Source organism: Leucobacter sp. wl10 (assembly GCF_003569785.1).
In the GTDB taxonomy this organism is placed as follows: Bacteria; Actinomycetota; Actinomycetes; order Actinomycetales; family Microbacteriaceae; genus Leucobacter.
Window position 1 is genome coordinate 1 of sequence record NZ_KZ984000.1, and the last position, 23,755, is coordinate 23,755.

Annotated in this window: 24 protein-coding genes, 1 tRNA gene and 1 pseudogene; 15 read left to right on the forward strand and 11 right to left on the reverse strand. The window is 70.3% G+C overall.

Translation table 11 applies throughout. From position 1 onward, the window contains the following. The 5 genes from D1J51_RS12415 to D1J51_RS12435 form a co-directional block, all read left to right on the forward strand. Positions 1-764: mycofactocin-coupled SDR family oxidoreductase (locus D1J51_RS12415; RefSeq protein ID WP_162903814.1), on the forward strand; the 764-nt coding region annotated here is incomplete at its 5' end. 149 nt (positions 765-913) lie between these two features. After that, a complete protein-coding gene (locus D1J51_RS12420; RefSeq protein ID WP_119075667.1) occupies positions 914-1,777 on the forward strand; it encodes a mycofactocin-coupled SDR family oxidoreductase in 864 nt (287 codons plus the stop codon). A gap of 39 nt (positions 1,778-1,816) precedes the next feature. Then, complete coding sequence (locus tag D1J51_RS12425) at positions 1,817-2,776, forward strand: AAA family ATPase (protein WP_119075669.1); 960 nt, start codon at positions 1,817-1,819, stop codon at positions 2,774-2,776. Positions 2,777-2,923: 147 nt separating this feature from the next. Then, complete coding sequence (locus D1J51_RS12430; protein WP_205547885.1) at positions 2,924-3,766, forward strand: vWA domain-containing protein; 843 nt, start codon at positions 2,924-2,926, stop codon at positions 3,764-3,766. A gap of 106 nt (positions 3,767-3,872) precedes the next feature. Further along, positions 3,873-4,841, forward strand: coding sequence for an aldo/keto reductase (locus D1J51_RS12435; protein ID WP_119075673.1), 969 nt, complete (start codon positions 3,873-3,875; stop codon positions 4,839-4,841). Between the two features lie 77 nt (positions 4,842-4,918). On the opposite strand, the gene D1J51_RS12440 is transcribed toward D1J51_RS12435, so the two are convergent. Together D1J51_RS12440 and D1J51_RS12445 are read right to left on the reverse strand one after the other, a co-directional pair. After that, positions 4,919-5,266 carry a hypothetical protein gene (locus D1J51_RS12440; RefSeq protein ID WP_119075787.1) on the reverse strand — a complete coding sequence of 116 codons (348 nt, stop codon included), beginning with the start codon at positions 5,264-5,266 and terminating at the stop codon, positions 4,919-4,921. A gap of 160 nt (positions 5,267-5,426) precedes the next feature. Further along, positions 5,427-6,590 carry a glycerate kinase gene (locus D1J51_RS12445; RefSeq protein WP_119075675.1) on the reverse strand — a complete coding sequence of 388 codons (1,164 nt, stop codon included), beginning with the start codon at positions 6,588-6,590 and terminating at the stop codon, positions 5,427-5,429. A gap of 182 nt (positions 6,591-6,772) precedes the next feature. Between D1J51_RS12445 and D1J51_RS12450 the strand changes: the two genes are divergently transcribed. The 7 genes from D1J51_RS12450 (at position 6,773) to D1J51_RS12480 (ending at position 14,189) form a co-directional block, all read left to right on the forward strand. Then, complete coding sequence (locus D1J51_RS12450) at positions 6,773-7,633, forward strand: MurR/RpiR family transcriptional regulator (RefSeq protein WP_119075677.1); 861 nt, start codon at positions 6,773-6,775, stop codon at positions 7,631-7,633. Positions 7,634-7,807: 174 nt separating this feature from the next. Next, the gene (locus D1J51_RS12455; RefSeq protein ID WP_119075679.1) at positions 7,808-8,971 is read left to right on the forward strand and encodes an ABC transporter ATP-binding protein; all 1,164 of its coding nucleotides are present in this window, start codon (positions 7,808-7,810) and stop codon (positions 8,969-8,971) included. A gap of 59 nt (positions 8,972-9,030) precedes the next feature. After that, positions 9,031-10,392, forward strand: a complete 1,362-nt coding sequence (locus D1J51_RS12460; RefSeq protein WP_205547886.1) for an extracellular solute-binding protein — start codon at positions 9,031-9,033, stop codon at positions 10,390-10,392. A gap of 11 nt (positions 10,393-10,403) precedes the next feature. Next, a complete protein-coding gene (locus D1J51_RS12465; protein ID WP_119075681.1) occupies positions 10,404-11,153 on the forward strand; it encodes a tyrosine-protein phosphatase in 750 nt (249 codons plus the stop codon). A gap of 111 nt (positions 11,154-11,264) precedes the next feature. Further along, positions 11,265-12,206, forward strand: coding sequence for a metallophosphoesterase (locus D1J51_RS12470; protein ID WP_119075683.1), 942 nt, complete (start codon positions 11,265-11,267; stop codon positions 12,204-12,206). A 63-nt stretch (positions 12,207-12,269) separates the two neighbouring features. Beyond that, the gene (locus D1J51_RS12475; protein WP_119075685.1) at positions 12,270-13,271 is read left to right on the forward strand and encodes a carbohydrate ABC transporter permease; all 1,002 of its coding nucleotides are present in this window, start codon (positions 12,270-12,272) and stop codon (positions 13,269-13,271) included. Positions 13,272-13,283: 12 nt separating this feature from the next. Beyond that, complete coding sequence (locus tag D1J51_RS12480) at positions 13,284-14,189, forward strand: carbohydrate ABC transporter permease (protein WP_205547887.1); 906 nt, start codon at positions 13,284-13,286, stop codon at positions 14,187-14,189. Positions 14,190-14,244: 55 nt separating this feature from the next. Here D1J51_RS12480 and D1J51_RS12485 read toward each other — a convergent pair whose 3' ends face one another. Next, a complete protein-coding gene (locus tag D1J51_RS12485) occupies positions 14,245-15,096 on the reverse strand; it encodes a metallophosphoesterase family protein (protein ID WP_162903815.1) in 852 nt (283 codons plus the stop codon). 164 nt (positions 15,097-15,260) lie between these two features. Here D1J51_RS12485 and D1J51_RS12490 point away from each other — a divergent pair, with 164 nt between their 5' ends. Further along, positions 15,261-15,905 (forward strand): histidine phosphatase family protein, encoded by a 645-nt coding sequence (locus tag D1J51_RS12490; RefSeq protein ID WP_119075689.1) that lies wholly within the window; start codon positions 15,261-15,263, stop codon positions 15,903-15,905. Between the two features lie 82 nt (positions 15,906-15,987). Here the strand turns inward: D1J51_RS12490 and D1J51_RS12495 are convergent, their stop codons facing one another. Further along, positions 15,988-16,617: a lipase gene (locus D1J51_RS12495; protein ID WP_119075691.1), complete on the reverse strand. Its 630-nt coding sequence runs from the start codon at positions 16,615-16,617 to the stop codon at positions 15,988-15,990. Positions 16,618-16,839: 222 nt separating this feature from the next. On the opposite strand from D1J51_RS12495, the gene D1J51_RS12500 reads away from it, so the two are divergent. Further along, positions 16,840-16,924: transfer RNA gene (locus tag D1J51_RS12500), tRNA-Ser, on the forward strand. A gap of 57 nt (positions 16,925-16,981) precedes the next feature. Here D1J51_RS12500 and D1J51_RS12505 read toward each other — a convergent pair. Further along, on the reverse strand, positions 16,982-17,467 hold the full coding sequence (locus D1J51_RS12505) for a hypothetical protein (protein ID WP_119075693.1): 486 nt from the start codon (positions 17,465-17,467) through the stop codon (positions 16,982-16,984). Between the two features lie 186 nt (positions 17,468-17,653). Between D1J51_RS12505 and D1J51_RS18655 the strand changes: the two genes are divergently transcribed. Further along, the coding region (locus D1J51_RS18655) for a helix-turn-helix domain-containing protein (RefSeq protein WP_371414089.1) at positions 17,654-17,861 on the forward strand (208 nt) is incomplete at its 3' end. A 517-nt stretch (positions 17,862-18,378) separates the two neighbouring features. Here D1J51_RS18655 and D1J51_RS12515 read toward each other — a convergent pair. The 6 genes and pseudogenes from D1J51_RS12515 to D1J51_RS12540 all read right to left on the reverse strand — a co-directional run bounded on the left by D1J51_RS12515 (position 18,379) and on the right by D1J51_RS12540 (position 23,466). Continuing rightward, a complete protein-coding gene (locus tag D1J51_RS12515) occupies positions 18,379-19,365 on the reverse strand; it encodes an LLM class flavin-dependent oxidoreductase (RefSeq protein WP_119075696.1) in 987 nt (328 codons plus the stop codon). Between the two features lie 42 nt (positions 19,366-19,407). Further along, the gene (locus D1J51_RS12520) at positions 19,408-20,235 is read right to left on the reverse strand and encodes an ABC transporter permease (RefSeq protein WP_162903816.1); all 828 of its coding nucleotides are present in this window, start codon (positions 20,233-20,235) and stop codon (positions 19,408-19,410) included. A 424-nt stretch (positions 20,236-20,659) separates the two neighbouring features. Further along, a pseudogene (locus tag D1J51_RS18425) lies at positions 20,660-21,169 on the reverse strand (ATP-binding cassette domain-containing protein); the annotation flags it as partial. Between the two features lie 84 nt (positions 21,170-21,253). Next, positions 21,254-21,979: a GntR family transcriptional regulator gene (locus D1J51_RS12530; RefSeq protein WP_119075699.1), complete on the reverse strand. Its 726-nt coding sequence runs from the start codon at positions 21,977-21,979 to the stop codon at positions 21,254-21,256. A gap of 24 nt (positions 21,980-22,003) precedes the next feature. Beyond that, complete coding sequence (locus tag D1J51_RS12535) at positions 22,004-22,807, reverse strand: carbon-nitrogen hydrolase family protein (RefSeq protein ID WP_119075701.1); 804 nt, start codon at positions 22,805-22,807, stop codon at positions 22,004-22,006. Further along, the gene (locus D1J51_RS12540) at positions 22,804-23,466 is read right to left on the reverse strand and encodes an RraA family protein (RefSeq protein ID WP_119075703.1); all 663 of its coding nucleotides are present in this window, start codon (positions 23,464-23,466) and stop codon (positions 22,804-22,806) included. The genes D1J51_RS12535 and D1J51_RS12540 overlap by 4 nt, the downstream gene beginning before the upstream one ends. Positions 23,467-23,755: the final 289 nt, after the last annotated feature.

Here is a 23,755-nt window from a genome sequence, read left to right on the forward strand (position 1 = left end):
TCCGCCTCGCGCAGGAGGGCGCCGACATCATCGCGCTCGACGCCTGCGAGCAGCAGCCCAACGTGCCGACCGAGCCGGCCACCGAGGCCGATCTTGCGGAGACCGTCTCGCAGGTGGAGGCGCTCGACCGCAGGATCGTCGCCCGCAAGGCCGACGTGCGCAACCAGGAGCAGATCGACGCGGTGGTGGCCGAGGGGGTGGCCCAGTTCGGCCGCCTCGACGTCGTCTCGGCGAACGCGGGGATCGCGATGTACCCGAATCTCGCGCACGAGATGAGCGACGAGGAGTTCGTCGACATGCAGCAGGTCAACCTCGTCGGCGTCTGGCGCACCGCGAAGGCCGCGATCCCGCACATGATCGCGGCCGGGAACGGCGGCTGCATCGTGCTGACGAGCTCGGAGGCCGGGCTGAAGCCATACGCGAACGCCGCCTCGTACGTCTCGGCGAAGCACGGCGTCGTGGGGCTCATGCGCACCCTCGCGGTGGAGCTGGCGCCGCACATGATCCGGGTCAACAGCATCCACCCCACTCAGGTGAACACCCCGATGATCATGAACGAGATCACGATGAAGCTCTTCCGTCCGGATATCGAGCACCCGACGGTGGAGGACTTCGCGGTCGCGTCGCAGGCGACCAACCTGCTGCCGATCCCGTGGGTCGAGGCGGTCGACATCTCGAACGCCCTGCTGTTCCTCGCCTCGGAGGAGGCGCGCTACATCACCGGTGTTCCGCTTCCCGTCGACGCCGGCTGCTTCCTCAAGTAGCCGTCGTCGACCGGGATGAGCATCGATGTTCGGAGGGATGACTGCGACTGGAAGGTTGGAAGGCAAGGTCGCCTTCATCACGGGCGCCGCGCGCCGCCGGTTCGAACCGCTCGACGACGAAGCTTCGACAGGACGAAAGGAATCTCACCATGGGAATGCTCGCAGGCAAAACAGCACTCATCACCGGCGGTGCGCGCGGTCAGGGCCGAGCGCACGCCGTCACGTGCGCTCGTGAGGGCGCAGACGTCGTCATCATCGACACGCTGGAGCAGATCGGGACGGTGTCGTATCCGATGGCGCAGCAGGCCGATATCGACGAGACGGTGCGGCAGGTCGAAGCGCTCGACCGCCGCATCGTCGCGGTCGACGGGGACGTGCGCAAGCAGGCGGATCTGGACAGGGCCGTCGAGGCCGGGCTCGCCGAGTTCGACCGCGTCGACATCCTGATCGCGAACGCGGGCATCTTCTCGCTCTCGCCCGCGCACGAGCTCACCGAGGAGGCCTGGGACGACATGATCGGGGTCAACCTCACCGGCGTCTGGAAATCGGCGAAGGCGGTTCTGCCGCACATGATGGAGAACGGCGGCGGGTCGATCGTCATCACCTCATCGATCAACGGCATCGAGCCCGGAGAGAACTACGCGCACTACTGCTCGGCGAAGTTCGGCGTCGTGGGGCTGATGAAGACGCTCGCGCTCGAATACGCGAAGCACGGTATCCGCGTGAACTCCGTGCACCCGGGCGCGATCCTGACGCCCATGACGAACTGGCAGGGGGCCTGGGACATGATGTCTGGCAAGCCGGAGGGAGAGGGCACCGAGGCCGACCTGCTCGAGGCCGGGTACTCCTTCCACGCGTTGAAGGGCGTCGGGTTCATGGAGCCGCAGCGGATCGCCGACGCCGCGCTCTGGTTGAACTCCGATCTGGCAGCGAGGGTGACGGGCATCATGGTGCCCGTGGATGCCGGCCACCTGCTGCAGCCCGGCTACAACCCGGCGCCGGTCAGGGACTAGGGCGGCCGAGACGGCAGTCCGGAGAGGAAGCAGGCGACGTTGCTGACCGAACCCCAGAAGCACACCGGTGCCGAGAACCTCGGCGAGAGCAGGAGCCGGATCGCCGCGCGCGTCATCGGCCGCGAGCGCGAGCTCGAACTCGCGCTCGCGGCGGTGGCGGCGGGCAGGGACATCCTGCTCGAGGGTCCTCCCGGCACGAGCAAGACCACCATCCTGAAGGCCATCACCGAGGAGTGGGGGATCCCGCTCTTTCTCGTCGAGGGCAATGCCGACCTGACGCCCGCCAAGCTCGTCGGCCACCACAACCCGGCCCGCGTGCTGCGCGAGGACTACTCGTCCGAGAACTTCGTGCCGGGACCGCTCGTCGAGGCCATGCAGGAGGGCGGCTTCCTCTACATCGAGGAGCTCAACCGGGCCCCCGAGGACACGATGAACACGCTGCTCATGGCGATGGGCGACCGGGCCGTCTCCGTGCCGCGAGTGGGGCGGGTCGAGGCGGGGCCCACGTTCCGCGTGGTCGCGTCGATGAACCCCTTCGACAACGTGGGCACGGCGCGCCTCTCGCAGAGCGTGCACGATCGGCTGAACCGAGTGGTGATCGGCTACCAGGGTACTGACGAGGAGGAGCGGATCGTGCGGCTTCGCGCGGGGCTCGGGGCATCCGGGGCGGCGGGAGCCGACGACCCGCTCGGCGAGCGCATCGTGGGCGACGCCGTGGCCGTCACCCGCGGCACCCGCACCCATCCGGACGTGCGCCAGGGATCGAGCGTGCGCGGCGCGATCGACACGGCGATGATCGCGGCCCAGCTGGCCGCTCTGCGGGGCCTCACGGATCCAGTGGCCGAGGGCTACCCCGAGCTCTTCCACGATGCGATGACGGTCGGGCTCTCGGGACGCATCCACGTGGACGAGGCCGCGGAGACCACGCCGGAGCGCGTACTGCGCGAGATCTGGGAGGACCGGTTCGTTCTCGAGCCGCACGCGGCGGCGCCCGGATGAAGAGCCGTCGAGGCCGAGTCGCCGATCACGCGTGAGCGGCGGGATCGCGACGGCTCGCGCGGAAAGCCGCTGCGGCGCAAGCCCAAACGGCTCGACGACGCACCGGCGCTGCACGACGCGCGGTCGAAGCCCGGCAGGAGCGGGCGGGTGCTGCACGGCGGCGGATCCCGCGACCGCCCGGCCCCGCCGCTGCCGGGTGTCGTCGCGCCCGGCGAGACCGACGAGCCGGCCGCACTCGTCGGCGAGCCCGGGCAGGAGGCCGCTGGAGACCCGCGGGTGCGCGCGATGGCGCGGCAGATCGCCTCGCGGCTCTCGGTGCGCAGGCCTCGGCGCGACGCCTCGGCGCTGAGAGGCCTCGGCAGGCTCGAGACCGTGCCCTACCGGGGCGCCTCCGACGAGGTGGATCTCGACGCGACCATCGAGGTGCTGGCCGAGCTCCCCGTGCCCGAGGACGAGGACATCCTCGTGCGCGAGCGGTTGCGCACGAAGCGCTCGGTGGTGCTGCTCGTCGATGTCTCGGGCTCGATGAAGGGCGAGCGGATCGCGACCGCCGCGGCGACCGTGGGAGCCCTGGCGGGCGAACTCGCGCACGACGCGCTCGCCGTGATCGCGTTCTGGTCGGACGCGGCCCTGCTGCTCGAGCTGGGCGACCCGGTGAGGCCGGAGGACCTGCTCGATCGGATCCTTCGGATCCCGGCGCGCGGACTCACTAACGTCGCCTTCCCGCTCGAGGTCGCGGGCCGGCAGCTCGCGCGCGTCCCCGCGCGCGAGGCCAGGGCGATCCTGCTCTCCGACTGCGTGCACAACGCGGGGCCGGATCCCCGCCCCTTCGCCGCGAAGCTGCCGCGACTCGACGTGCTGCTCGATGCGAGCGGGGAGAAGGACATCGATCTCGGCCGGGAGCTGGCCTCTCGCGGCCGCGGCACGTGTCACGTGATCCGCTCGCACCGGGACGCGGCGCCGGCGCTCAGCGAGATCTTCGCCCGTTGAGCGGAGCCGTCACGCGGCGTCACGCGACTGCGGGGAATAGGCGATCGCCGGAGAATGTTGGGTGACAGCGCAACCGTCCATCGACGAGGAAGGGGCAGCACCCGCCATGACCCGCACGACCTTCTCACGCATCCGCATCGGCGACTCCGATATCGAGATCGCGCCGCTCTCGCTCGGCGGCAACGTGTTCGGCTGGACGGCGGATCGAGACGCCTCCCTCGAGGTGCTCGACGCCTTCCTGGAAGGCGGCGGAGATGCCGTCGACACCGCCGACGGCTACGCGCACTGGGCGCCGGGCAACGCGGGCGGCGAGTCTGAGACGATCATCGGCGAGTGGCTGGCGGCGCGCGGCAACCGCGACGACGTGGTCATCGCCACGAAGGTGTCCACGCACCCCGAGTTCAAGGGGCTCGCCCCGCAGAACATCCGGGCGGCCTCCGAGGCCTCCCTGCGCCGCCTGCAGACGGATCGCATCGACCTCTACTACGCGCACTACGACGACCCGCAGACCCCGCTCGCCGAGACCGTCGCGACGTTCTCCTCCCTCGTGGACGAGGGCAAGGTGCGCGCCATCGGCCTCTCGAACTACACGGCGGACCGCATCGACGAGTGGTTCCGGATCGCGCGCGAGGGCGGCTACCACCTGCCCGTGGCGCTCCAGCCCCACTACAGTCTCGTGGAGCGCGACTTCGAGACGAACGGGCTGCGCGGCGTCGCGGAGCGCGAGGGGCTCGCGGTGTTTCCCTACTACTCGCTCGCGAGCGGGTTCCTCGCGGGCAAGTACCGCGATGCGGGCGCCGCTTCGGCGCAGGGGGCGAGTCCCCGGGCCGAGGGCGCTGCGCGGTACCTCGACGAGCGGGGCCGGGCCGTGCTGGCCGCGCTCGACGAGGTGGCCGCCGCCCACGGTGCGCCGCTCGCGACCGTGTCGCTCGCGTGGCTGCGCGCGCAGCCGACGGTGGCTGGCCCGATCGCGAGCGCGCGCAACACGGAGCAGCTGCGGGCGCTGCTCGCGTCGCTGGAGCTCGAGCTCGCTCCTGAGGAGGTCGCGAGCCTGAGCGCCGCGTCGGCGGCGTAGAGGATCCGGATTCGGTCGCCGCTCTGGAGGCGGTCCGAGACCGCCTTCGACGCTGCCCTCTCCAGATAGCGGCCCGGCTACTCCGGGAACACTCTGCGGCTGATGGCCTGCACGTCGCGGTCGAGGTGTGCGATCTGCGTGCGCAGCGACTCGAACTGCGCAGCGGTCTCCGTCTGCACCGAGTCGAACCGCGCTGCCGTCTCTGTGCGCGCCGAGTCCAACCGCGTCGCGGTCTCCGTCCGCATCGAGTCGAACCGTGCCGCCGTCTCCGTCCGCATCGAGGCGAACTCGGCTCTCATCTCATCGCGCAGCGAGTCGATCCGGGATGTCAGGGCCCGCCACATGGCCTGTGTGGTGAAGGTGATCATGCCGGCGAGGGCGGCGGCGAACACGCCGATGAGCGTCCACACCTGAGGCTCGGTCATCTCGATCACGGCTCCATTCTGCTCGATGTGCCACGAGTCTGCCAGCCGCGTCGAGTCGGTGGGGCTGAGAATGCGCAAATGGGAGTAACTCGTCGGGATCCGGCCCAGAAGAGCGGGCTGTGAGCGAAACGAGCCGCCCGCCCGCGCTGCACCGGCCCGCTCAGCCGCGAAGGGGGAGGCGCGCCAGCGCGCAGGCGTGCGCCGCGGCCTCGGCGAGCAGCCGCGGGGTCTGCGCCCGTAGTTCGTCGAGGCTCGCGGGCCCCGGCGCCACCGAGAGGGCGGCCGTGATCCCGGCGCTTCGGCACTCGGCAGCCGAGAGTGCGACGGATCCCGCGATCACCACGACCGGCACTCGCGGAGAGGCCTCCTCGACCACCCGCGAGACCACCTTCCCGCTGAGCGACTGCGCGTCGAGCCGCCCCTCGCCCGTGATCACGAGATCGGCGTCCGCGAGCGCGTCGCCGAGCCCGGCGGCCTCGGCGACGAGCGTGGCGCCCGGCACCAGCTCGGCCTCGAAGAGCGCCACCGGACCGATCGCGAGCCCGCCGGCGGCCCCCGTGCCGGGGCGCCGCGCGAGCGACGCGGGGTCGACGCCGAGTTGCGCCGCGAGCAGGCCGCTCAGCCGCTCGAGACCCGCGTCGATGGCGCGGATGTCGGCGGGCGCCGCGCCCTTCTGCGGGCCGAAGACGGCCGCCGCCCCATTCGGGCCCGTGAGCGGGTGCTCCACGTCGCAGGCGATGCGCCACCGCGCGGCTCGCGCGGCCGGCAGCAGGCCGGAGAGGTCCAGGCTCGCGAGTCCGCCGAGGCCGCGCGCGCCGGCCGCGATCGGGCTCCCCTCGGCGTCGAGCAGCCGGGCGCCGAGCGCTCGCAGCATGCCCGCGCCGCCGTCGTTGGTCGCCGACCCTCCGACGCAGAGCAGGATCTCCTCGGCCCCCGCCTCGAGGGCGGCCCGCAGCAGCGTCCCGACGCCCGCCGTGTCGGCGTCGAGCGGCCGCAGCCGGCGGTCGGAGACGTGCGGGAGGCCGTTGGCCTCGGCCGCCTCGACGATGGCGGTGCGCCCGTCCGGGCTGATCCCGATGCGCCCCGAGCGATCGCGGCCGAGCGCATCCCCGGTGCGAACGCCGAGGATCCTGCCGCCCCACGCGGCCGCCAGCGCGTCGAGGGTGCCCTCGCCCCCGTCGGCCAGGGGGACCTCGATCACGCGGGCCCCGTCGCCGAGCGCCGCCCGCGCCCCCTCGGCGAGCGCCGCGGCCGCCTGCGGGGAGGTGCAGCTCCCCTTGAGCGAGTCGGGGGCGATGACGACGACGGGCGGGGGTGAGCTCATGCGCCCAGCATAGGCCGCGCCCGGGGCCGCGCACCGCGGTGTCGCCGGCAACGAGACGGTGCACGGCGAAGCGCCGTCATCGGGCCGAATCCGCGCCGCTCGTCGGACGAGATCGCCTGCCTGAAAAGCGGAGGACACCCGGAGGACACCTCCGATCCACCTTGCAGTGCTATGAACAACGTATGAGTATCCCGGCTTCTCCCCCGATCGGCGGAACGCGCGCCCTGCTGCAGTCGCACGCCCCCTCCCTGGTGCCCAGCGAGCGACGGGTGGCGCAGGTCTGCATCGACGAGCCGGACCGCGTGGTCGACATGTCGGTGGCCGACCTCGCGCGCCGCGCCGGGGTCTCGCCCGCCACCGTCGTGCGAGCCTGCAAACGGATGGGCTTCGCCGGGTTTCAGCGTCTGCGCGAGCTGCTGATCCGGGATCAGGCCGCCCCCGCGGCCGCGGGCGCCGCCGGCGCCGCGCCGGAGCATCCCGTGGAGCGCATCTTCGAGCGGGCCGTCGCGGGAATCAACGGTGCGCTCGGGGCGCTCGACTTCGACGCGTTCGACGCGGCGGCCCTCGGCATCAGGGACTGCTCGCGCTTGCTCGTGGTCGGCAACGGCGCCTCGCTCGCGGCGGCGCAGTCGGTCGCCCTGCGCTTCCTCACCAGCGGCAAGGTGTGCGAGAGTCCGGTCGATATCGTCACGCAGCACATAGCCGCCAAGCTGCTGCGGCCGGGAGACGTCTGCCTTGCGGTGAGCGACAGCGGCATGAACCACTTCACGCTCCGCTCGGCGCGACTCGCCGCGGAGAGCGGGGCGATGGTGATCGCCATCACCAGCTACGGGAGGTCCGAGCTCGCGGAGATCGCCGATTACGCGCTGGTCGCCGGCGCCGGCTTCCACAGCTGGAACGACAACACCGTTACGGGCAACATCGTGCAGATGCTGCTGCTCTCCGCCCTCCACGCGGCCGCGCTCGGCACCGCGCCCGCCGCCATCGCGGCGCGCGCCGAGGTGTTCGACGAGGTGCGCACCATGATGCGACAGGGCGCGTAGGCGGGCGAGGGCGCCCTCCGATTCGCGTCGTTCACCCTCCGCCCCGGAAGTTCCCGAGTTCGGCGACCGACGTTCGCGAGCCCGTTCCGCGCTGTTCACCCGCCGCGCCCAGTCTGGAATCAATCGTTTCCTGAGGACCGAGATTCAGGAAACCCGATTCCCTGGAGGCGTCCGGTGGCCAGACTCGTACTCGACCAGATCACCCGTGAGTTCGGCGACTTCGTCGCGACCGATCGCATCTCGCTCGACATCGAGGACGGCGAGTTCCTCGTGCTGCTCGGCCCATCGGGCTGCGGCAAGACCACGCTGCTGCGCATGATCGCGGGGCTGCTCGAACCCACGAGCGGCAGCATCCGGATCGATGGCGAGGACATCACGGCGCTCCCCGCCCGCAAGCGCGACCTCGCGATGGTGTTCCAGAGCTACGCGCTCTACCCGCACCTCTCCGTCGCGAAGAACCTCGCCTTCCCGCTCAGGGTGCGGGGGATGCCGAGGACCGAGATCGCGGAGCGGGTGCGGGCCGCGGCCGAGGCCGTCGAGATCCACCACCTCCTCGATCGCAAGCCCAAGGAGCTCTCCGGCGGCCAGCGCCAGCGCGTGGCCGTGGCGCGAGCACTCGTGCGCGAGCCGAAGGCGTTCCTCATGGACGAGCCGCTCTCGAACCTCGACGCCAAGCTGCGCACCGCGACCCGTCGCGAACTCGCGGCGCTCCATCGCAAGCTCGGCGCCACCTTCGTCTACGTCACCCACGATCAGATCGAGGCGATGACCATGGCCACGAGGATCGCGCTGCTCAACCGCGGGCGCATCGAGCAGTACGGCACGCCCGAGGATCTCTACGACGCCCCCGGCTCCGTGTTCGCGGCCGGTTTCATCGGCTCGCCCGCCATGAACCTGCTGGATGCCACCCTCACCACGACCGACGGGAAGATCTCGGTCTTCGCCCCGGGCGTCGAGGCGGTGCTGTGGGAGGGCGCGACTCCGGAGCGCGACGTCGTGCTCGGGGTGCGGCCGGAGCACCTCGCCGTCTACGCCGGCGGCGCTCCCGAGGCGGTGCCGACCGCCGGCGTCGCGCTGCGCGGCACGGTCGATCTCGTCGAGAACCTCGGCCGGGAACAGCTGGTGCACTGCATCGTCGGCGAGGAGCGCGTGACCGTCTCCTGCGGCCGCGAAGAAGACTGGCGCCCCGACCAGCTCGTCGTGCTGGCCGCGCCCGTGTCGCACGTGCATCTCTTCGACCGCGGCAGCGGCCGCCGCCTCGAGTGGCGGCCCGATCCGGCCGCGCAGAGCGTCGCGGACGCCGCGCTCGCCGCCGACGCCGCCCAGGTGGGCCTCTGACCGCTCCCGACCGACCGGCTCAATCACCTCGATCACCCTTCCGAAAGGATCCCACCGCCATGCGACTCAGACGTTTCCTCGCCACGGGCGCGATGGCCGCCGTCGCCGCCATGACCCTCGCGTCCTGCTCCTCCGGGGCTGCCCCTGCCGACTCGGCGGCATCCGTCGTACCCGAGCTGGCCGACGATCAGCAGGTCGAGATCGTCTTCGAGAGCTACAACCTCACGCAGCCCGGCCCCTGGACGGACACCGTGAACCAGCTGCTCGAGGAGTTCGGCCAGAAATACCCCAACATCAAGGTGACCGCTCAGCCGCCGCAGGGCGGTTCCGTCGACGATGTCGTCAGCAGCGTGCAGACGCAGCTGCTCGCGGGCAGCCCTCCGGACGTCGTGCAGCTCGGCTTCAACTCGCTCGATTTCGCAGCGACTCAGCTGGGGGCGAAAGCGATGAACGACATCGTCGGCGACGAGGCGGTCCAGAAGCAGTTCGGCGGCGAGAACCCCTACCATCCGCGTGCCAAGGTGCTCGGCGACTGGGAGGGCAAGACCTACGGCATGCCCTACGTCTTCTCGACCCCCATGCTCTTCATGAACAAGACCGTGCTGGCCGAGGCAGGCGTCCCGGCCGACGCGGATCTCTCGACCTGGGACAAGGTCCAGGAGGCGGGCGCGAAGGTGACCGCGATGACCGGCAAGCCCTCGGTCGATGTCGCCTGCTTCACCCCGAGCGGCGAGTGGTGCCTCCAGGCGCTGACGCTCTCGAACGGCGGCGACGTGCTGTCCGAGGATCGCAAGACGATCGAGTTCGGGAAGCCCGAAGCCGTCGGAGCGGTCGAGCGCTTCTCCCGGATGTACGAGGCCGGCGTGCTCCGGAACGCCGATGCGGCAGCTCAGAACGAGGGGCTCGCGAAGGGCGACGTCGCGTTCCTGCTGCAGAGCGCGGCGGTGCAGGGTTCGCTGCTGCAGGCTTCTCAGGCCGGAGGGTGGGAGCTCGGGGCCGCCGGCCTGCCGGCGATCGACGGCGAGAGCGAATCGGTCCCCGTGAACTCGGGTTCGGCGCTCTTCATCCTCAGCGATGATCAGGCGAAGCAGCGCGCGGCGTGGGAGCTGGTCTCCTTCCTCACCAGCGATCGCGCCTTCGAGCTCATCACGAGCCAGATCGGCTACCTGCCGCTGCGAACCTCGTTGACGAAGGAGGGCGGAGCCCTCTACGACTGGGCCGCGCAGAACAGCCGGCTGGTCGGTCCCAACCTCGCCCAACTCGACCGCCTCGAACCGTGGCGATCGTTCCCCGGCAACAGCTATTCCCAGATCAGCGAGCTCTACACCGGCGCGGCGGAGGAGGTCGTGTTCTACGGCAAGCCGGCGGACAAGACGATGGGCGACGCGGCCAAGCGCTCGCAAGAACTGATCGGCGGGTGAGGAGGACGAGCATGATCTCCGCCACCGAGCCCCGCTTCGGCGCTCCTATCACGATCGAGGGCACCTACAACTTCCGCAGCACGGGGGGCTACCCCGCGCGCGGCGGAGTGACGAGGGCGACCGGACTGTTCCGCTCGGACGCTCTGCACGGGCTGAGCCCGTTGGGCATCGAGCAGTTCGCCGCCCAGGGCGTCGTGCGGATCATCGACCTGCGCGACGGGGAGGAGCTCCGGCAGGCGCCGAGTGCGCTCGACCCCGCCGTCGAGACCGTGCACGTTCCGATCCTCGAGGGAGCCGCCATTCCGTCGGATCGACCGGCGCCCCGGCTGCGCGACGTGTATCGCAGCATCGCGACCGACCGGGTCGGCGCCCTCGTGGGCGCGGTGCGGCTGATCGCGGACGCCCCCGACGGCGGGGTGCTCGTGCACTGCACGGCGGGCAAGGACCGCACGGGCATGGTCGTTGCCGTCGCGCTCACCGCGGTCGGCGTGTCGCGCGAGCACGTCCTCGCCGACTACGCGGCCAGCGCCGAGAACCTCGCGGGGGAGTGGGTCGATCGAATGATCGCCGAGGCGACGGCGCGGTTCGCCGGCCCGATCGACGACACGCTGCGCGAGCTCATCGCCTCGAGCCCCTCCGACGCCCTCGCAGACGCCCTCGAGCTGATCGACCGACGCTACGGGGGCGCCGAGCAGATGCTGATCGCGGGCGGCTTCGACGACGACGCGCTGAGCCGCCTGCAGCGAAGGCTCGTCGCCTGACGGCCGCTTCCGACGAGGCGCGGTCGGCGTCCCGGCAGCGCTCGACAGCAGGCCCGCACTCAGACCCGACATCCGAATTCGACGAGTCCCCTCAGAAGAAAAGGAATCCCAATGTTCGCCGGCACCCAGCACCCCGATCTCGAGCACTTCATCCTGCACATCAGCGACACCCACTTCGTCGGCGGCGCCGACCTGCTGCACGGTAAGGTCGACAGCGACGCCAACCTCAAACGCCTGTTCCGCGACTTCGCCGAGACGAAGGCCCGCCCCGAGGCGATCGTGTTCACCGGCGACCTCGCCGACACGGGCGACGCCGACGCCTACCGGCGTCTGCGAGCGCTGGTCGAGCCCGCCGCGGAGGCGATCGGGGCCCGGGTCATCTGGGTCATGGGCAATCACGACATCCGCACCCCGTTCCGCAGGCACCTGCTCGACTCCGACGCGGGCGAGCAGAGCGTCGATCTGGTCCACGAGATCAACGGTCTGCGGATCATCGCCCTCGACTCGACGGTTCCCGGCCATCACCACGGCGTCATCACAGGGGCTCAGCTCTCCTGGCTCGGCGACGTGCTCGCGACCCCCGCGCCGCACGGCACGCTGATCGCTCTGCACCACCCGCCGGTGCCGGGGTCGGGACTGTTCGACCTGAACGACCAGGAGGCTCTCGCCGGGGTGCTCCGCGACACCGACGTGCGTGCGATCCTCGGCGGACACCTGCATTTCAACACCTTCGGCACGTTCGGAGACACCGGCATCCCGGTGTCGGTCGCCTCGGCCACCTGCTACTCGCTCGACAACGCCGCACCCGCGGGCATCATGCGAGGTCGCGATGGCGCGCAGGGGTTCAACCTCGTGCACGTCTTCGGAGATCGCGTCATGCACTCCGCGGTGCCGATCGGCGAGTTCTCGTCGGTGTACGAGGTCACGGAGGAGCAGATGCGCCTGCTCGCCACCGATCTGGCCGCGACCGGTGCTCCGGAGCCGCCCGCGCTCCCGGAGCCCGCAGCGATCTCGCCGTCTGCGCAGGGCTCCCGATTGCGACTCGGATCGTGACGGGCAGATCCGAGACCTTCCTCGGCGTCCACCAGCCGGCACCCTGAAGAAACGGATCGAAGCTTGTTCACCGAGGTACCCCCGCAGCCGACCGACCTCCGGCCTCCCGTCGCCGGGGGCGCACCCGAGGGGTCGGCTTCGCACGCCCCGCCCGCCTCTGCGCCCGGCGGCGGAAGGCGCAAACGCGGTCTCCAGCTCTCACCCTATCTGTATGTCCTGCCCGCGCTCGCGCTGCTGATCACCTGGACGTACGCGCCGCTCGCGCGCACCTTCGAGCTCTCCTTCTCTGATTGGAACCTGATCCCGACCCAGCCGAAGACCCCGGTGGGTCTCGGGAACTACGCGTCTGTGCTCTCGCTTCCCGAACTGCGTCAGGCGCTCTGGAACACGCTGCTCTACACCGGTGCGTTCCTGGTCATCTCGGTCGCGCTTCCGGTGGTCTTCGCGCTGCTGTCGCGGCGGGTCTCGGGCAGGGCCAAGACGGTCTTCCAGGCGCTGATCTTCGTCCCGTTCCTCGTGACCCCGGTGGCCACGGGCGCCATCTGGCGCTGGTTGTTCGCCCCCGAGGGCGGCGCCATCCCCGCGGTTGCGAGGACGCTCTTCGGCATCGAGATGGACAACGTGTTCCGCGATCCGTCCGCCTCGATGATCGCGGTGATCGTGATCGTCGGATGGCAGATGCTCGGATTCGGGGTGCTCGTCATCGCGGCGGGCCTGTCGGGAATCAGCCCGGACTACGCGCACGCCGCATCCACCGACGGCGCGTCCGGGAGGCAGATCACCTGGCGCGTCACCCTTCCGCTGCTCTCCCCCTCCATCGTGTTTCTCGCGCTCATGACCATCCTGCTCTCGGCTCAGTGGACCTTCCCGGTCATCGACCTCGTCACGCAGGGCGGCCCGAGCGGCTCATCGACGAACATCTACTACCTGCTCTACGAGTTCGCGTTCCGCAACTTCGACGCGGGCATCGCGGCCGCGGCCGGCGTGCTCTTCTTCATCGCGTTCGGACTGATCGCCTTCGTCTTCGTCGAATTGTCAGAACGACTGAGCTTCCACGACAACTAAGGAAACCGGAACATGGCTTTCACGCTCGTCGCCCCGCAGTATCCGGAGGTCGCCGCGCCGGCGTCGGACGCAGCCCTCGACGCCGGCGCCGCGCTGGCGAGGTCGCGCATCCGGCGCCGCCTCGGAATGATCCCGGCGTTCACGATCCTCACCGTGCTCGCGGTGACCTCCATCTTCCCCATCTACTGGATGTTCGTCACCGCCTTCCGGCCGGCGGACCGGGTGCTCTCGAACAATCCTCTCCCCGGCCCCTTCAGCCTCGAGAACTTCCGGTACGTGTGGGAGACGCTGCCGTTCGGCAGCATGCTTCTCAACACCTTCGGCATGGCGCTCGGGATCGCGGCCGGCCAGCTGCTCGTCGCGATTCTCGCGGCGTACGGCTTCTCGCGCTGGTCGTTCCGGGGCCAGAAGATCCTGTTCCTGCTGTTCGTCGGCTCCTGGCTCGTGCCCTTCCAGGTGACGATGATCCCGAACTATCTGCTCATCGCCCAACTCGGGCTGCTCAACACCGTGCTCGGCGTCGTGGTGCCGCAGTTGGCCGGAGCCTTCGCCGTGATGCTGCTCAAGCAGCACCTGGACTCGTTCCCGCGCGAGCTGCTCGACGCCGCCGACATGGACGGCCGCAACTCCTGGCGCACGCTGTGGGAGGTGGTCGTTCCGAATCTGAGGCCTGCTCTCGCCGCACTCGGCATCATGCTGTTCATCAGCGCCTGGAACGAGTACCTGTGGCCCTCGCTCATCATGCAGCAGGGCGGCCAGATCCTGCAGGTGGGGATCCGCGGCTTTCTGGGAGCGGAGGGCAACAACTGGGGGGCCGTCATGGCCGCCAGCGCGATCGCATGTCTGCCGATCTTCCTGGTCTACCTGTTCCTGCAGCGCTACGTGGTCGACGCATTCGTGCGCTCGGGCCTCAAGTAGGGCCCGCCGGGCGTGCGAGGGGGCCCTTTCGCGGGAGAGCGGCCCCCTCGCGCGGTCAGGCTGCGGGCGCCTCCACGCCCATTGCGGCGAGCGCGCTCAGCAGCGGATCGATCTGCAGCAGGTCGTTCTCGACGAGGTCGACGGGAGCGCGGAAGAAGGGCCGCACCGCACCGTCGTCGATGACGTACTCGACGACGCCCAGCTGCACGAGGCCGGGGCCGGTCAGATCGGCCCCGGCCGAGGAGCGGGCGAGGAACGCGGTCGAGGGCGCGGAGACGACGGGGGCGCCCTCGCGCTCGATCAGCGCGTAGTGGTGCAGGTGCCCGCTCCCGTATCCTCTGAGGTCGAGCCTCGCGAGGAGTTCCTCGAGTCGGGGCAGCGCCTCGGCCCCGACCGACACCGCCGGTCGCTGCAGCTCGGGGCGCGGGGCTCGCACGGGTTTGTGCGTGAAGAGCAGCGCAGGTCGATCCCCGACCATCTCGGGCAGCCGCTCGATCCAGGCCCACTGCTCGTCCTCCTCGGGCAGGCCCGACTCGAAGATCTCGCTGTTGAGGCCGATGACCGCCCAGTCGCCAACGATCTCGACGAAGCGGTCGTCGCCGAAATGCGCGCGGAACGCGGCCAGGCGATCGCTGCTCACGGGGCGGTTGCCGGTGAAGCGGGTACCGACTTCGCCGACGTCGTGGTTGCCCGGCAGCACGCGCAGCGGCGCCTCGATGCCCGCGAGGAGTCGCTTCGCGGCGACGCGATCGCGGTCCTCGTCGGGATCGAGGATCGCGACATCGCCGGAGTGCACGACGAAGTCGGGCGCGAGCTCGTTGATGAAGCTCACGGCACGCGCGGCGTTCTCGTTGGTGACACCTCCGCGATGAGAGATGTGGGTGTCTGAGATCTGGATGATCTTCACGGTCCGGACGTCCTTTCTCGATGTGCAGGAAATCCTGTTCCCTGTTTCGTTCAGGCTAGGAAAACCGGGTTGCGCGAGCGCGACTGCTCGGAGAAGCTCCGATGAACAGTGCCGGCCCGCAGCCTCTCGACGTTTCCCGGTCACGCCGAACGTAGAATGGTTTCGTGAGCGACAAACTGCTGCATCTGGTGCGCCACGGCGAGGTGCACAACCCCGGCCGCGTGCTGTACGGCCGCCTGCCGGGGTTCCGCCTCTCCGAGCTCGGCCACCGCATGGCCGAGGCGGCGGCGCTCGAACTCGCGGGCAGCGACCGCGTCGTCTCCAGGCTCCTCGCCTCGCCGCTCGAGCGCACGCAGCAGTCCGCCCGGCCCATCGCGAGCGCACTCGGCCTCGAGACGGGGATCGAGGATCGCGTCATCGAGCCCACCAACGCCTTCGAGGGCGAGGTCGGCTCGGGGCCCGACGCGGTCTTCAAGAGGCCGCGCTACTGGTATCGGTACTGGAACCCGTTCCGTCCCAGCTGGGGCGAGCCGTACCGGCAGATCGCGGCGCGGATGCGCGAGGCGATGGATGAGGCGTGGGAGTCGACCCGCGACGGCGACATCGTCATGGTGTCGCACCAGGCCCCCATCTGGATCGCCCATCTGGACGTCGCGGGCAGGCCGCTGTTCCACAACCCGGCCGCCCGCCGCTGTGAGCTCTCGAGCATCACCAGCTTCGAGAAGCGAGGGGAGCGGTGGTTCGAGGTCGACTACCGCACCCCGTCGGCCGGTCTGATCGGCGACGCCGTGGACGTGGGCGCCGTGTGATGCACCGTCGCGTCGGTGCTGCGCCTTCGCGGGCCGGGTGCCGCGGTCGGCGGCGCGGTTCCGACCCCGACCGCAGGAGGCGTCAGAAGCGCCAGACGGCGGTCTGGAAGCCGGCCGGGGGCGCGGGGGTCCAGTTCTCGACCTTGGTCACGAGGCCGGAGCCGGCGGGGCTGTTCGACTGGATGATGGAGAAGGTGCCGTCGGTGTTCGCCTCGGTGATGAGCACGGTGTGCACGCCGGTGACCCACGAGGTGGGCGACTCGATGTACTCGTACTGGATGATGTCGCCGGGCTCGGCCGCCGAGAGCGCGACGCGCGTCGCGTCGGCGTAGTTCGAGACGGGATCGCCGCCGCCGGTCCAGTCGCCGCCGCCGGCGACGACCCAGCGCTGCGCCGACACGAGGCATTCGCCGGGCTGGCTCCAGCCGGTCGGGCGGCTCGTGCCGACCTCGCTCTCGGCGAGCTTGATGGCCGCCTCCACATCGAAGCCGTGAGGCACGTCGCCGGCCTCGTCGGCCGCGAGCACGGACTCGATGGGTGCGCCGGCCGACGCATCCTCCGTGTCGAGGGTCTGCGAGATCGTGGCCGCGGGCTGAGCGGTCGCGAAGGAGAAGTCCTCGACGGGTGCGGTTGCCACGGCGGGTGCCGCGCCGAGGGCGAAGGTGACGGATGAGACCAGGCCGACCGCAAGCGCCTTGGCAGATACTCTCACGCGAAATTCTCCGGGTCGTCCAGCAAGAGGCGCCGGACTTCGGCCCGGGCGCCTCACTCAGTATGCGTTACGGTTCCGTTACTTTCAAGTGGCGGGGTGAAATCTGCGTGCACGGGCGATGAACCCCGGCCGCGACAAGGACCGCCGCCGGCGGCGGTGCCCCGGTTCGGATCCCCCGTCAGAACCCGCTAGACTGGACCGCGCTGGCTCTCGGGCCGGTGGGGAGGATTCGCCTAGCGGCCTATGGCGCACGCCTGGAACGCGTGTTGGGTTCACGCCCTCGGGGGTTCAAATCCCCCATCCTCCGCGTTTGGGCCCGTGGCCTGCAACATCGCAGGTCACGGGCTCGTCTTTCTCTCGCGGATCAGGGCTCTCGCGAGTTCGCCCCCTCGTCCTGCCGCGCTCCAGCGTCTGTCCCGCCCGCGTCCAGGGGTCGCGCTGCGGCGCCGTTCCGCCTCCGCGCAGGAAGCGTGCACGCCGCGACCCCCGCGATGACGGCGGGCACAGCGAGCAGCGCGATGGAGGCGCTTTGCGCCTGACGGACGTTTGCGCACGCCTGCCCCCTGGCGATGTCGTTGCCCGCGAGCAGCGGCTCGGTGAGGTCGGGTTGCGGGCCGCCGCCGAGCGGCGCATCGCGATCATTCGAGGCGTCGCCCGCGAGCATCCCTGCGAGGGGCGCGCAGCTCAGCTGCACGCTCGTGGTGCCGTAGCGTCCGCCGGGATACCGATCACTTGGCGCGTCGAGTTGCTCGACGATCGTCACCCGGGCTGTGCCGCCGAGGATGAACAGGAGCAGTGTCCCGCAGAAGAGGCCGACTGCGACGCATGCCAGTGCCACTTTGAGGGCCATGGAGTCAAGGTAACACACCGGAGTCAGGCCGGGTGAGTGCTTGGGGGCGGGACCGGCTGCCGTGAGGGATGCCCGTCGGCGGTGACGGTGATCGGGCGGGAGCGGTGGGGGTTCCTCGCGCGCGCCGTCCTGTGGCACAATCTAAATTGTTGATCTGAATTTAACGGCTGGAGTGGTGGTGAGCGCATGGCGCCGAACCGGGTGAATGAGACGCGCAAGCGGCAGCAGCGGGGCGTCGACACGCAGATCGCCCTGCTGGAGGCGGCCGGTCGGGTGTTCTCGCGCATGGAGTACGACAAGGCGAAGCTGAAGGACATCTCCGATGACGCGGGGATCAGTCTGGGCTCGCTCTACTTCCACTTCGGCAACAAGGACGACGTCGCGGCCGCGGTGCNCTCCGATGACGCGGGGATCAGTCTGGGCTCGCTCTACTTCCACTTCGGCAACAAGGACGACATCGCGGCCGCGGTGCTCGATACGCAGCAGGAGCGGATGACCGAGGTGCTCTCGGAGGTCCTGGAGACCGAGGCAACGGCGCTCGATCGCCTGCTGGATCTGCTGGACGGCGTGGCTGGGCTGATCGCCTCGGACACGCTGGTGCAGGCGGGTATCCGGCTCGTGGGATCGCTGCCCGATGAGCTCAAGGATCGCGGCTACGGGTACTACGACGAGTGGCAGCGCGTCACCGCGACCCTGATCCGCGAGGGCGCGGGGGACGGTTCGGTGACCTCGCCGTCCAGCGCCGACGAGTTGGCGGAGATCGTCAACGAGGTGTTCGTGGGCGCGCAGGTGCTGTCCGGGATGATGGACGGCTGGCAGTCGCTGCCCGCGCGCATCGAACGCGCCCGTCCCCGGCTCGAGGCGATCCTCGCCCCCTGAGCCGAGCGCGGTCGCCGCTCCCCGCGGGGGCGCTATGCGGCGGGCGCGGCGATGCGCACCGAAGCCAGCTGCTCGGCCCGTGTGGGCGCCGCGTGCACCGTGATGAGCTCGTCGACGTCGGCGAAGCGGGCGAAGGCCTCCAGCTCGTCGTGTACGCGGTCTCGCCCGCCGATCGCGGTGTACCGCAGCATGCCGCGGATCTCCAGACCTGCCGGACTGTCGAGCAGAGCGGAGGCCTCGTCGACCGTGAGATCCCGCTCCCGCCCGCGCGAGAGGAACCGTCGCACTCGATCGACCTCGGTGCGCGCGAACATCTCCTCCGCTGCGGCGTCGCTCTCGGCGGCGACCACATTCACTCCGGCGCTGACGTGAGGCTCGGGGTGCGCCTCGCTCGGCACGTAGCCGGCCCGGTAGTGCTGCACGGCGGCCGCGAGCTGCTGCGGGGCGAAGTGCGAGGCGAACGAGTAGGGCAGCCCGAGCTGGGCCGCGAGGCTTGCGCCGAAGAGGCTGGACCCGAGGATGGTGAGCGGCACCCGCGTGCCGCGACCGGGGTACGCGTTGACGGCGCTGCGGGGCAGCTCGTCCGAGAGATAGCGCTGCAGCTCGAGCACGTCGCTCGGAAAGCTCTCGGCGGCCTGGTGCGTGCGCCTCAGTGCCCGGAACGTTGCGCCGTCGGTGCCGGGCGCCCGTCCGAGGCCGAGGTCGATGCGGCCCGGGTGCAGTTCGGCGAGCGTGCCGAACTGCTCGGCGATCACGAGCGGGGAGTGATTCGGCAGCATCACTCCGCCGGCTCCGAGTCGGATGCTCGAGGTGCTGGCGGCGATGTGGGCGATCAGCACCGCCGTCGCGCTCGACGCGATGGACGACATGTTGTGGTGCTCGGCGTACCAGACGCGGCGATACCCGGTGCGCTCCGCGAGCCGGGCCACCTCGACCGAGTGGTCGAACGCGTCGGCGATGCTGCCGTCGGCCTCCACTGCGGCGAGATCGAGGATCGAGAGCGGTGTGGTCGGGGCCATACCGATGCCAACGCGCACACCCGCGGCGATATTCCTCCGCCGCTACGCCACGTCCCGCCGCCAGCGCAGCGCCCAGCCCGCCGCCACCGCGACGACCGCATAGGCGATCAGCACCAGCAGGCCGCCCCAGATCCCGAGCGCCCCGCTGTCCTCGGCAGCCGAGGGGTCGAGCGATGACATGCCGGTCATCACGCTCGCCCCGACGAAGGCGTCGGTCGCCGCGCCCGGCAGAAACTTGGCGACCTGCGCGCTCCACTCCCAGAACTGGGCCCCGGTGCGCAGCACGGGTTCGAGGAACTGCGTGAACACGAGCGCCAGCACGATGGCGAAGGCCTGGTTGCGCACGAGAACACCGACCCCGAACCCGATGATCGCCCACAGTCCGATCGCGGCGAGCACCCGCAGCACGAGCAGCCAGGTCTCGCCCGAACCGAGCATCGGGTCGCCGTCGGTCGCGGCCAGCACCGCTCCGCCCGCCCCCACCGCTCCGGCCAGCCCGGCGACTCCGAGCACGACCCCGAAACCGAGCAGCACGATCGTCTTGCTCAGCAGCACGACTCCGCGGCGGGGTTCGAGGGTGAAGGTGAGCCCGAGCGTGCGGTGGCGCAGCTCGCCCGTGGCCATGAGCGCGCCGAGCAGCAACGGGATCACGTAGCCGAAGGTGGAGACGGACGCGTAGATCATATTCGCGACGTCCTGCGCCGGCAGCGCGGCCCCGCCCATCTGGTCGCTCATCGCGCCGAAGATGAAGGCGAACATCGCGGCCATCATCGCGGAGTATCCGCTGAGCACGATCGCGAGGATCCACCAGAGCTTCGTCGAACGCACCTTGCGAGACTCGGCCGAGAGGCTGCGGGCCAGGCGGCTCATGGGCACCCCCTTCCGCGGGCGTCGACGATTCCGGTCCCGCGTCCTCCACCAGCGCCAGGAAGCTCTGCTCGAGCTCGCTCTCCTCGACGCTCAGGTGCGAGAGCGGGATCGCCGCCTCGAGCGCCACCAGCCCGATCGCCGACGGATCCAGGCCCGTCACTCGCATCGTGTCGCCCCGCGTGCCGTGCACCTGGCCTCCCACGGCCTGCAGCGCGTGCGCGAGCGAGGGCTGGTCGGCGGCCGAGACGAGCACCGTGCGCTCGCCCGTGCCCCGCTGCAGTTCGGCCAGCGTGCCCGCGAACGCGAGCTCGCCGCGGCGGATCACCACGACGTCGTCGACCGTCTGCTGCACCTCGCCGAGCACGTGCGACGACAGCAGCACGGTCTTGCCCTCGCTCGCGAGATGCTTGAGCAGCAGGCGGATCCAGCGGATGCCCTCGGGGTCGAGGCCGTTGATCGGCTCGTCGAGCAGAATCACGCCGGGGTCGCCGAGCAGAGCCGCGGCCAGCGCGAGCCGCTGCCGCATGCCGAGCGAGTAGCCGCCGGTCTTGCGGTCGGCGGCGTCGGCGAGGCCCACGAGGTCGAGCTTCTCGTCGACGGCGCCCCGGGGCACGCCGATGGCGCGGCGCACGATGTCGAGGTGCGCGCGGCCGGTGTGGGCGGGGTGGAAGTCGGCCGAGAGCGAGGCGCCGACGGAGAGGGCGGGGCGCTCGAGCGCCGCGTAGGGCTCGCCGCCGATCGTGGCCCTGCCCGCGTCGGGGCGCACGAGGCCGAGCACCATGGAGAGCGTGGTGGTCTTGCCCGAGCCGTTCGGGCCGAGAAAGCCCGTGACCCGGCCGGGCTCGGCGGTGAAGCTCAGCGAGTCGACGGCCTGCACGCGGCCGAAGCGCTTGGAGAGGCCCGCGACCTCGACCGGTGTCGCCTGCTGCGCCATGTGCCCCCCTCGCCGGCCGACTCGTCCCGATAACTCTATCCTAGATAGAACTATTGGCGCGCGGGGGCGGGCGGCGCGGGCGAGTCAGTTCGTGAAGATGCCGGACACCTCGGGAAGGCTGCCCACCAGGTGCGCTTTGAGCAGGCGTTGCGCCGCCGGGAGGTCGAAGGTCTCTATCGCATTCGCGATCTCGAGGTGATGCTCGATCGCGGTGCAGCGCCTGGGCGGCACGGCCTGGAACATCGCGATGCCGATGCGCAGCTGGCGGTCGTGGAGCCTGTTGTAGAGCTGCGCGAACTCCGTGTTGCCCGTCGCCTTGATGAGCGTCCAGTGGAACTCCTTGTCGACCGTGACCATGTCGACGATGCGCTCCGGGTCGTCGTCGTAGATGCTGCGCTGCTCGTCGACCAGCTGGTGCAGCCGCTCCGCCACCGGCACCCGGTGCGTGCATACCCAGTCGACGCCGTATCCCTCGAGTACGACGCGGGTGACGGCCTGCTCCTGGATGGCCCGGAGCGTGATGGCGGGGACCATTGCGCCGCGCTGCGGGATGAGGTCGAGCAGCTGCTCGGATTGCAGGCGGAGGAACGCCTCGCGCACGGGTGTGCGCGACACGTCCGCTGCGAGCGCCACCTCCGTCTCGGTGACGATCGTCTGCGGTGGCAGCTGCAGGGTGACGATGAGGTTCTTCAGATACAGATAGGCGTGCTCCGTCGCCTTGAGGCCGGGCACGCGCGGCCCCGGTGGCAGCTGGACGTTGGTGGCCCAGCTGCCGAACCGGGATCGGGCGACATCCGGAAGAGACTGCATAGACTGATTGTACGGGCAGGATTCTCAGGCGCTCGGCGCCACCGTGAACCGTCGATTGGCCAGGCTGGGGTTCGCCTTGCGCACGGTTTCCAGTCGCTCCTTGCGGATCCGGGCGGTGGCGATGCCGCCCGCCGATTCTCCGGCGGAGGCGACGATCACGCCCATGGGGTCGACGATCATGCTCTGGCCCGTGCAACTCGGCCCGGTCTGCCCGCAGGCGGCGAAGTAGACCGTGTTCTCGATGGCGCGCGCTCGCGCGAGCATCTCCCAGTGCAGCTCCTTCATGGGGCCGACGGCCCAGGCGGCGGGCAGCACGATCACGTCTGCCCCGTGGTCGACGAGCCAGCGGCCCATCTCGGGGAAGCGCAGGTCGTAGCACGTCGCCGCACCGATCCTGAGACCCTTCAGCTCGAACACCAGCGGCGAGGTGATGTCGGCCGGCCGCACGGTGTCGGACTCGCGGTGGCCGAACGCGTCGTAGAGGTGCACCTTGCGGTACACCCCGGCGAGTTCGCCCTGCGCGTCGATGTGGACGAGAGTGTTGAAGCTCCGTTCGTCGTCGCTCGTCTCGGTGAACCCCGAGACGACGTCGGCCTCCGCCTGCTGCGCGGCCTCGCGCAACGCCGTGACGAATGGGCCGTCGAGCGTCTCCGAGTAGTTCTCCTCTGGCCGCTCCCTCGTGGGGTCCGAGTACATCGCGTTCTCGGGAAGCACGACGAGATCGGCGTCGGCGCCCGCACGGGCGATGAGCTCGAGCGCGGTGCTGCGATTGAGCTCGACGTTGCGCGTGGCGCCGAACTGGGCGAGGGAGAGGATCAACTCGCTCATCGCGCCTCCTCCGCCATCTCGAAGAAGCGAGCGGCGCCGCTCCACTCCGAGAGCCTCTCTCCGGCGGTGATCTCGGTCTTCTTGGCAGGCTCCGCGGCCTCCTTCGCGCGGAGGTCGGCGACGATCTCGTCGATCTCGTCCTCGGCGACGACGGCGATGCCGTCGGAGTCCGCGAAGACCGCGTCGCCGGGGGTGACGACGACGCCGCCGACGGTGACGGGCACGTTGATGGCGCCCTCGATGCCCAGGATGCGGGTGGTGCGAGCGGAGACGCCGCGGGAGTAGACGGGCAGCCCGAGCTCGAGCACCTCGTCGAAGTCGTTCATGGCGCCCGCGAGGATCACCCCCTCCGCGCCTCGCGTCTTCGCGGTGAAGGCGACCATGCCTCCGAAGCTGGAACGCTCGTCGCCGGACTGCTCGACCACCAGCACGTCGCCGGGACGCAGGTGGTCGGCGGCGACGTGCAGCGCCGTGGAGTCCATGTGGGGAAGGCGCACGGTGATGGCTGTGCCGGCGAATCTGAGCGGCCGCATGTTCGGCGTGAGGCCGCGTACGAATCCATAGTCGCGGAGATGCCCCAGGGTGGACGTCTGAACGGTGAGGAGCGACCTGCGCCGCTCCTCACCGATCTGCCGGGGCATGGACTGAAAAACGAACATCGATGTTCCTCTCTGTGAGGGCGGATCCGGCAGCCCGGATCCGTCGGGGCGCCGCGGCGGGCGCGACGTGCGGGTAAACGGACCAGGTTTGCCGCACGGGTGTTGCGTACATGTTGCATACACGCGCCATGCACAGTAGCAGAGATGAGCCGGAGGGGGAAGCCGCCTGCGCGAAAAAACTCGGCGCCGAGGTTTCTCCGGCTGTTCGGATGGCACTTGCGCGATCGTCTTCGTCCACGTAGGTTCGATCTCGACCAGGTTTGTCGACACGGGCGATCCGACGCGGACG

Coding starts and splice junctions, on each gene's coding strand:
- D1J51_RS12450 (WP_119075677.1), top strand. CDS start 6,773: ATGAGTATCCCGGCTTCTCCCCCGATCGGCGGAACGCGCGCCCTGCTG.
- D1J51_RS12440 (WP_119075787.1), bottom strand. CDS start 5,266: ATGACCGAGCCTCAGGTGTGGACGCTCATCGGCGTGTTCGCCGCCGCC.
- D1J51_RS12530 (WP_119075699.1), bottom strand. CDS start 21,979: ATGCAGTCTCTTCCGGATGTCGCCCGATCCCGGTTCGGCAGCTGGGCC.
- D1J51_RS12505 (WP_119075693.1), bottom strand. CDS start 17,467: ATGGCCCTCAAAGTGGCACTGGCATGCGTCGCAGTCGGCCTCTTCTGC.
- D1J51_RS12535 (WP_119075701.1), bottom strand. CDS start 22,807: ATGAGCGAGTTGATCCTCTCCCTCGCCCAGTTCGGCGCCACGCGCAAC.
- D1J51_RS12480 (WP_205547887.1), top strand. CDS start 13,284: ATGGCTTTCACGCTCGTCGCCCCGCAGTATCCGGAGGTCGCCGCGCCG.
- D1J51_RS12420 (WP_119075667.1), top strand. CDS start 914: ATGGGAATGCTCGCAGGCAAAACAGCACTCATCACCGGCGGTGCGCGC.
- D1J51_RS12445 (WP_119075675.1), bottom strand. CDS start 6,590: ATGAGCTCACCCCCGCCCGTCGTCGTCATCGCCCCCGACTCGCTCAAG.
- D1J51_RS12465 (WP_119075681.1), top strand. CDS start 10,404: ATGATCTCCGCCACCGAGCCCCGCTTCGGCGCTCCTATCACGATCGAG.
- D1J51_RS12515 (WP_119075696.1), bottom strand. CDS start 19,365: ATGGCCCCGACCACACCGCTCTCGATCCTCGATCTCGCCGCAGTGGAG.
- D1J51_RS12520 (WP_162903816.1), bottom strand. CDS start 20,235: ATGAGCCGCCTGGCCCGCAGCCTCTCGGCCGAGTCTCGCAAGGTGCGT.
- D1J51_RS12435 (WP_119075673.1), top strand. CDS start 3,873: ATGACCCGCACGACCTTCTCACGCATCCGCATCGGCGACTCCGATATC.
- D1J51_RS12540 (WP_119075703.1), bottom strand. CDS start 23,466: ATGTTCGTTTTTCAGTCCATGCCCCGGCAGATCGGTGAGGAGCGGCGC.
- D1J51_RS12460 (WP_205547886.1), top strand. CDS start 9,031: ATGCGACTCAGACGTTTCCTCGCCACGGGCGCGATGGCCGCCGTCGCC.
- D1J51_RS12470 (WP_119075683.1), top strand. CDS start 11,265: ATGTTCGCCGGCACCCAGCACCCCGATCTCGAGCACTTCATCCTGCAC.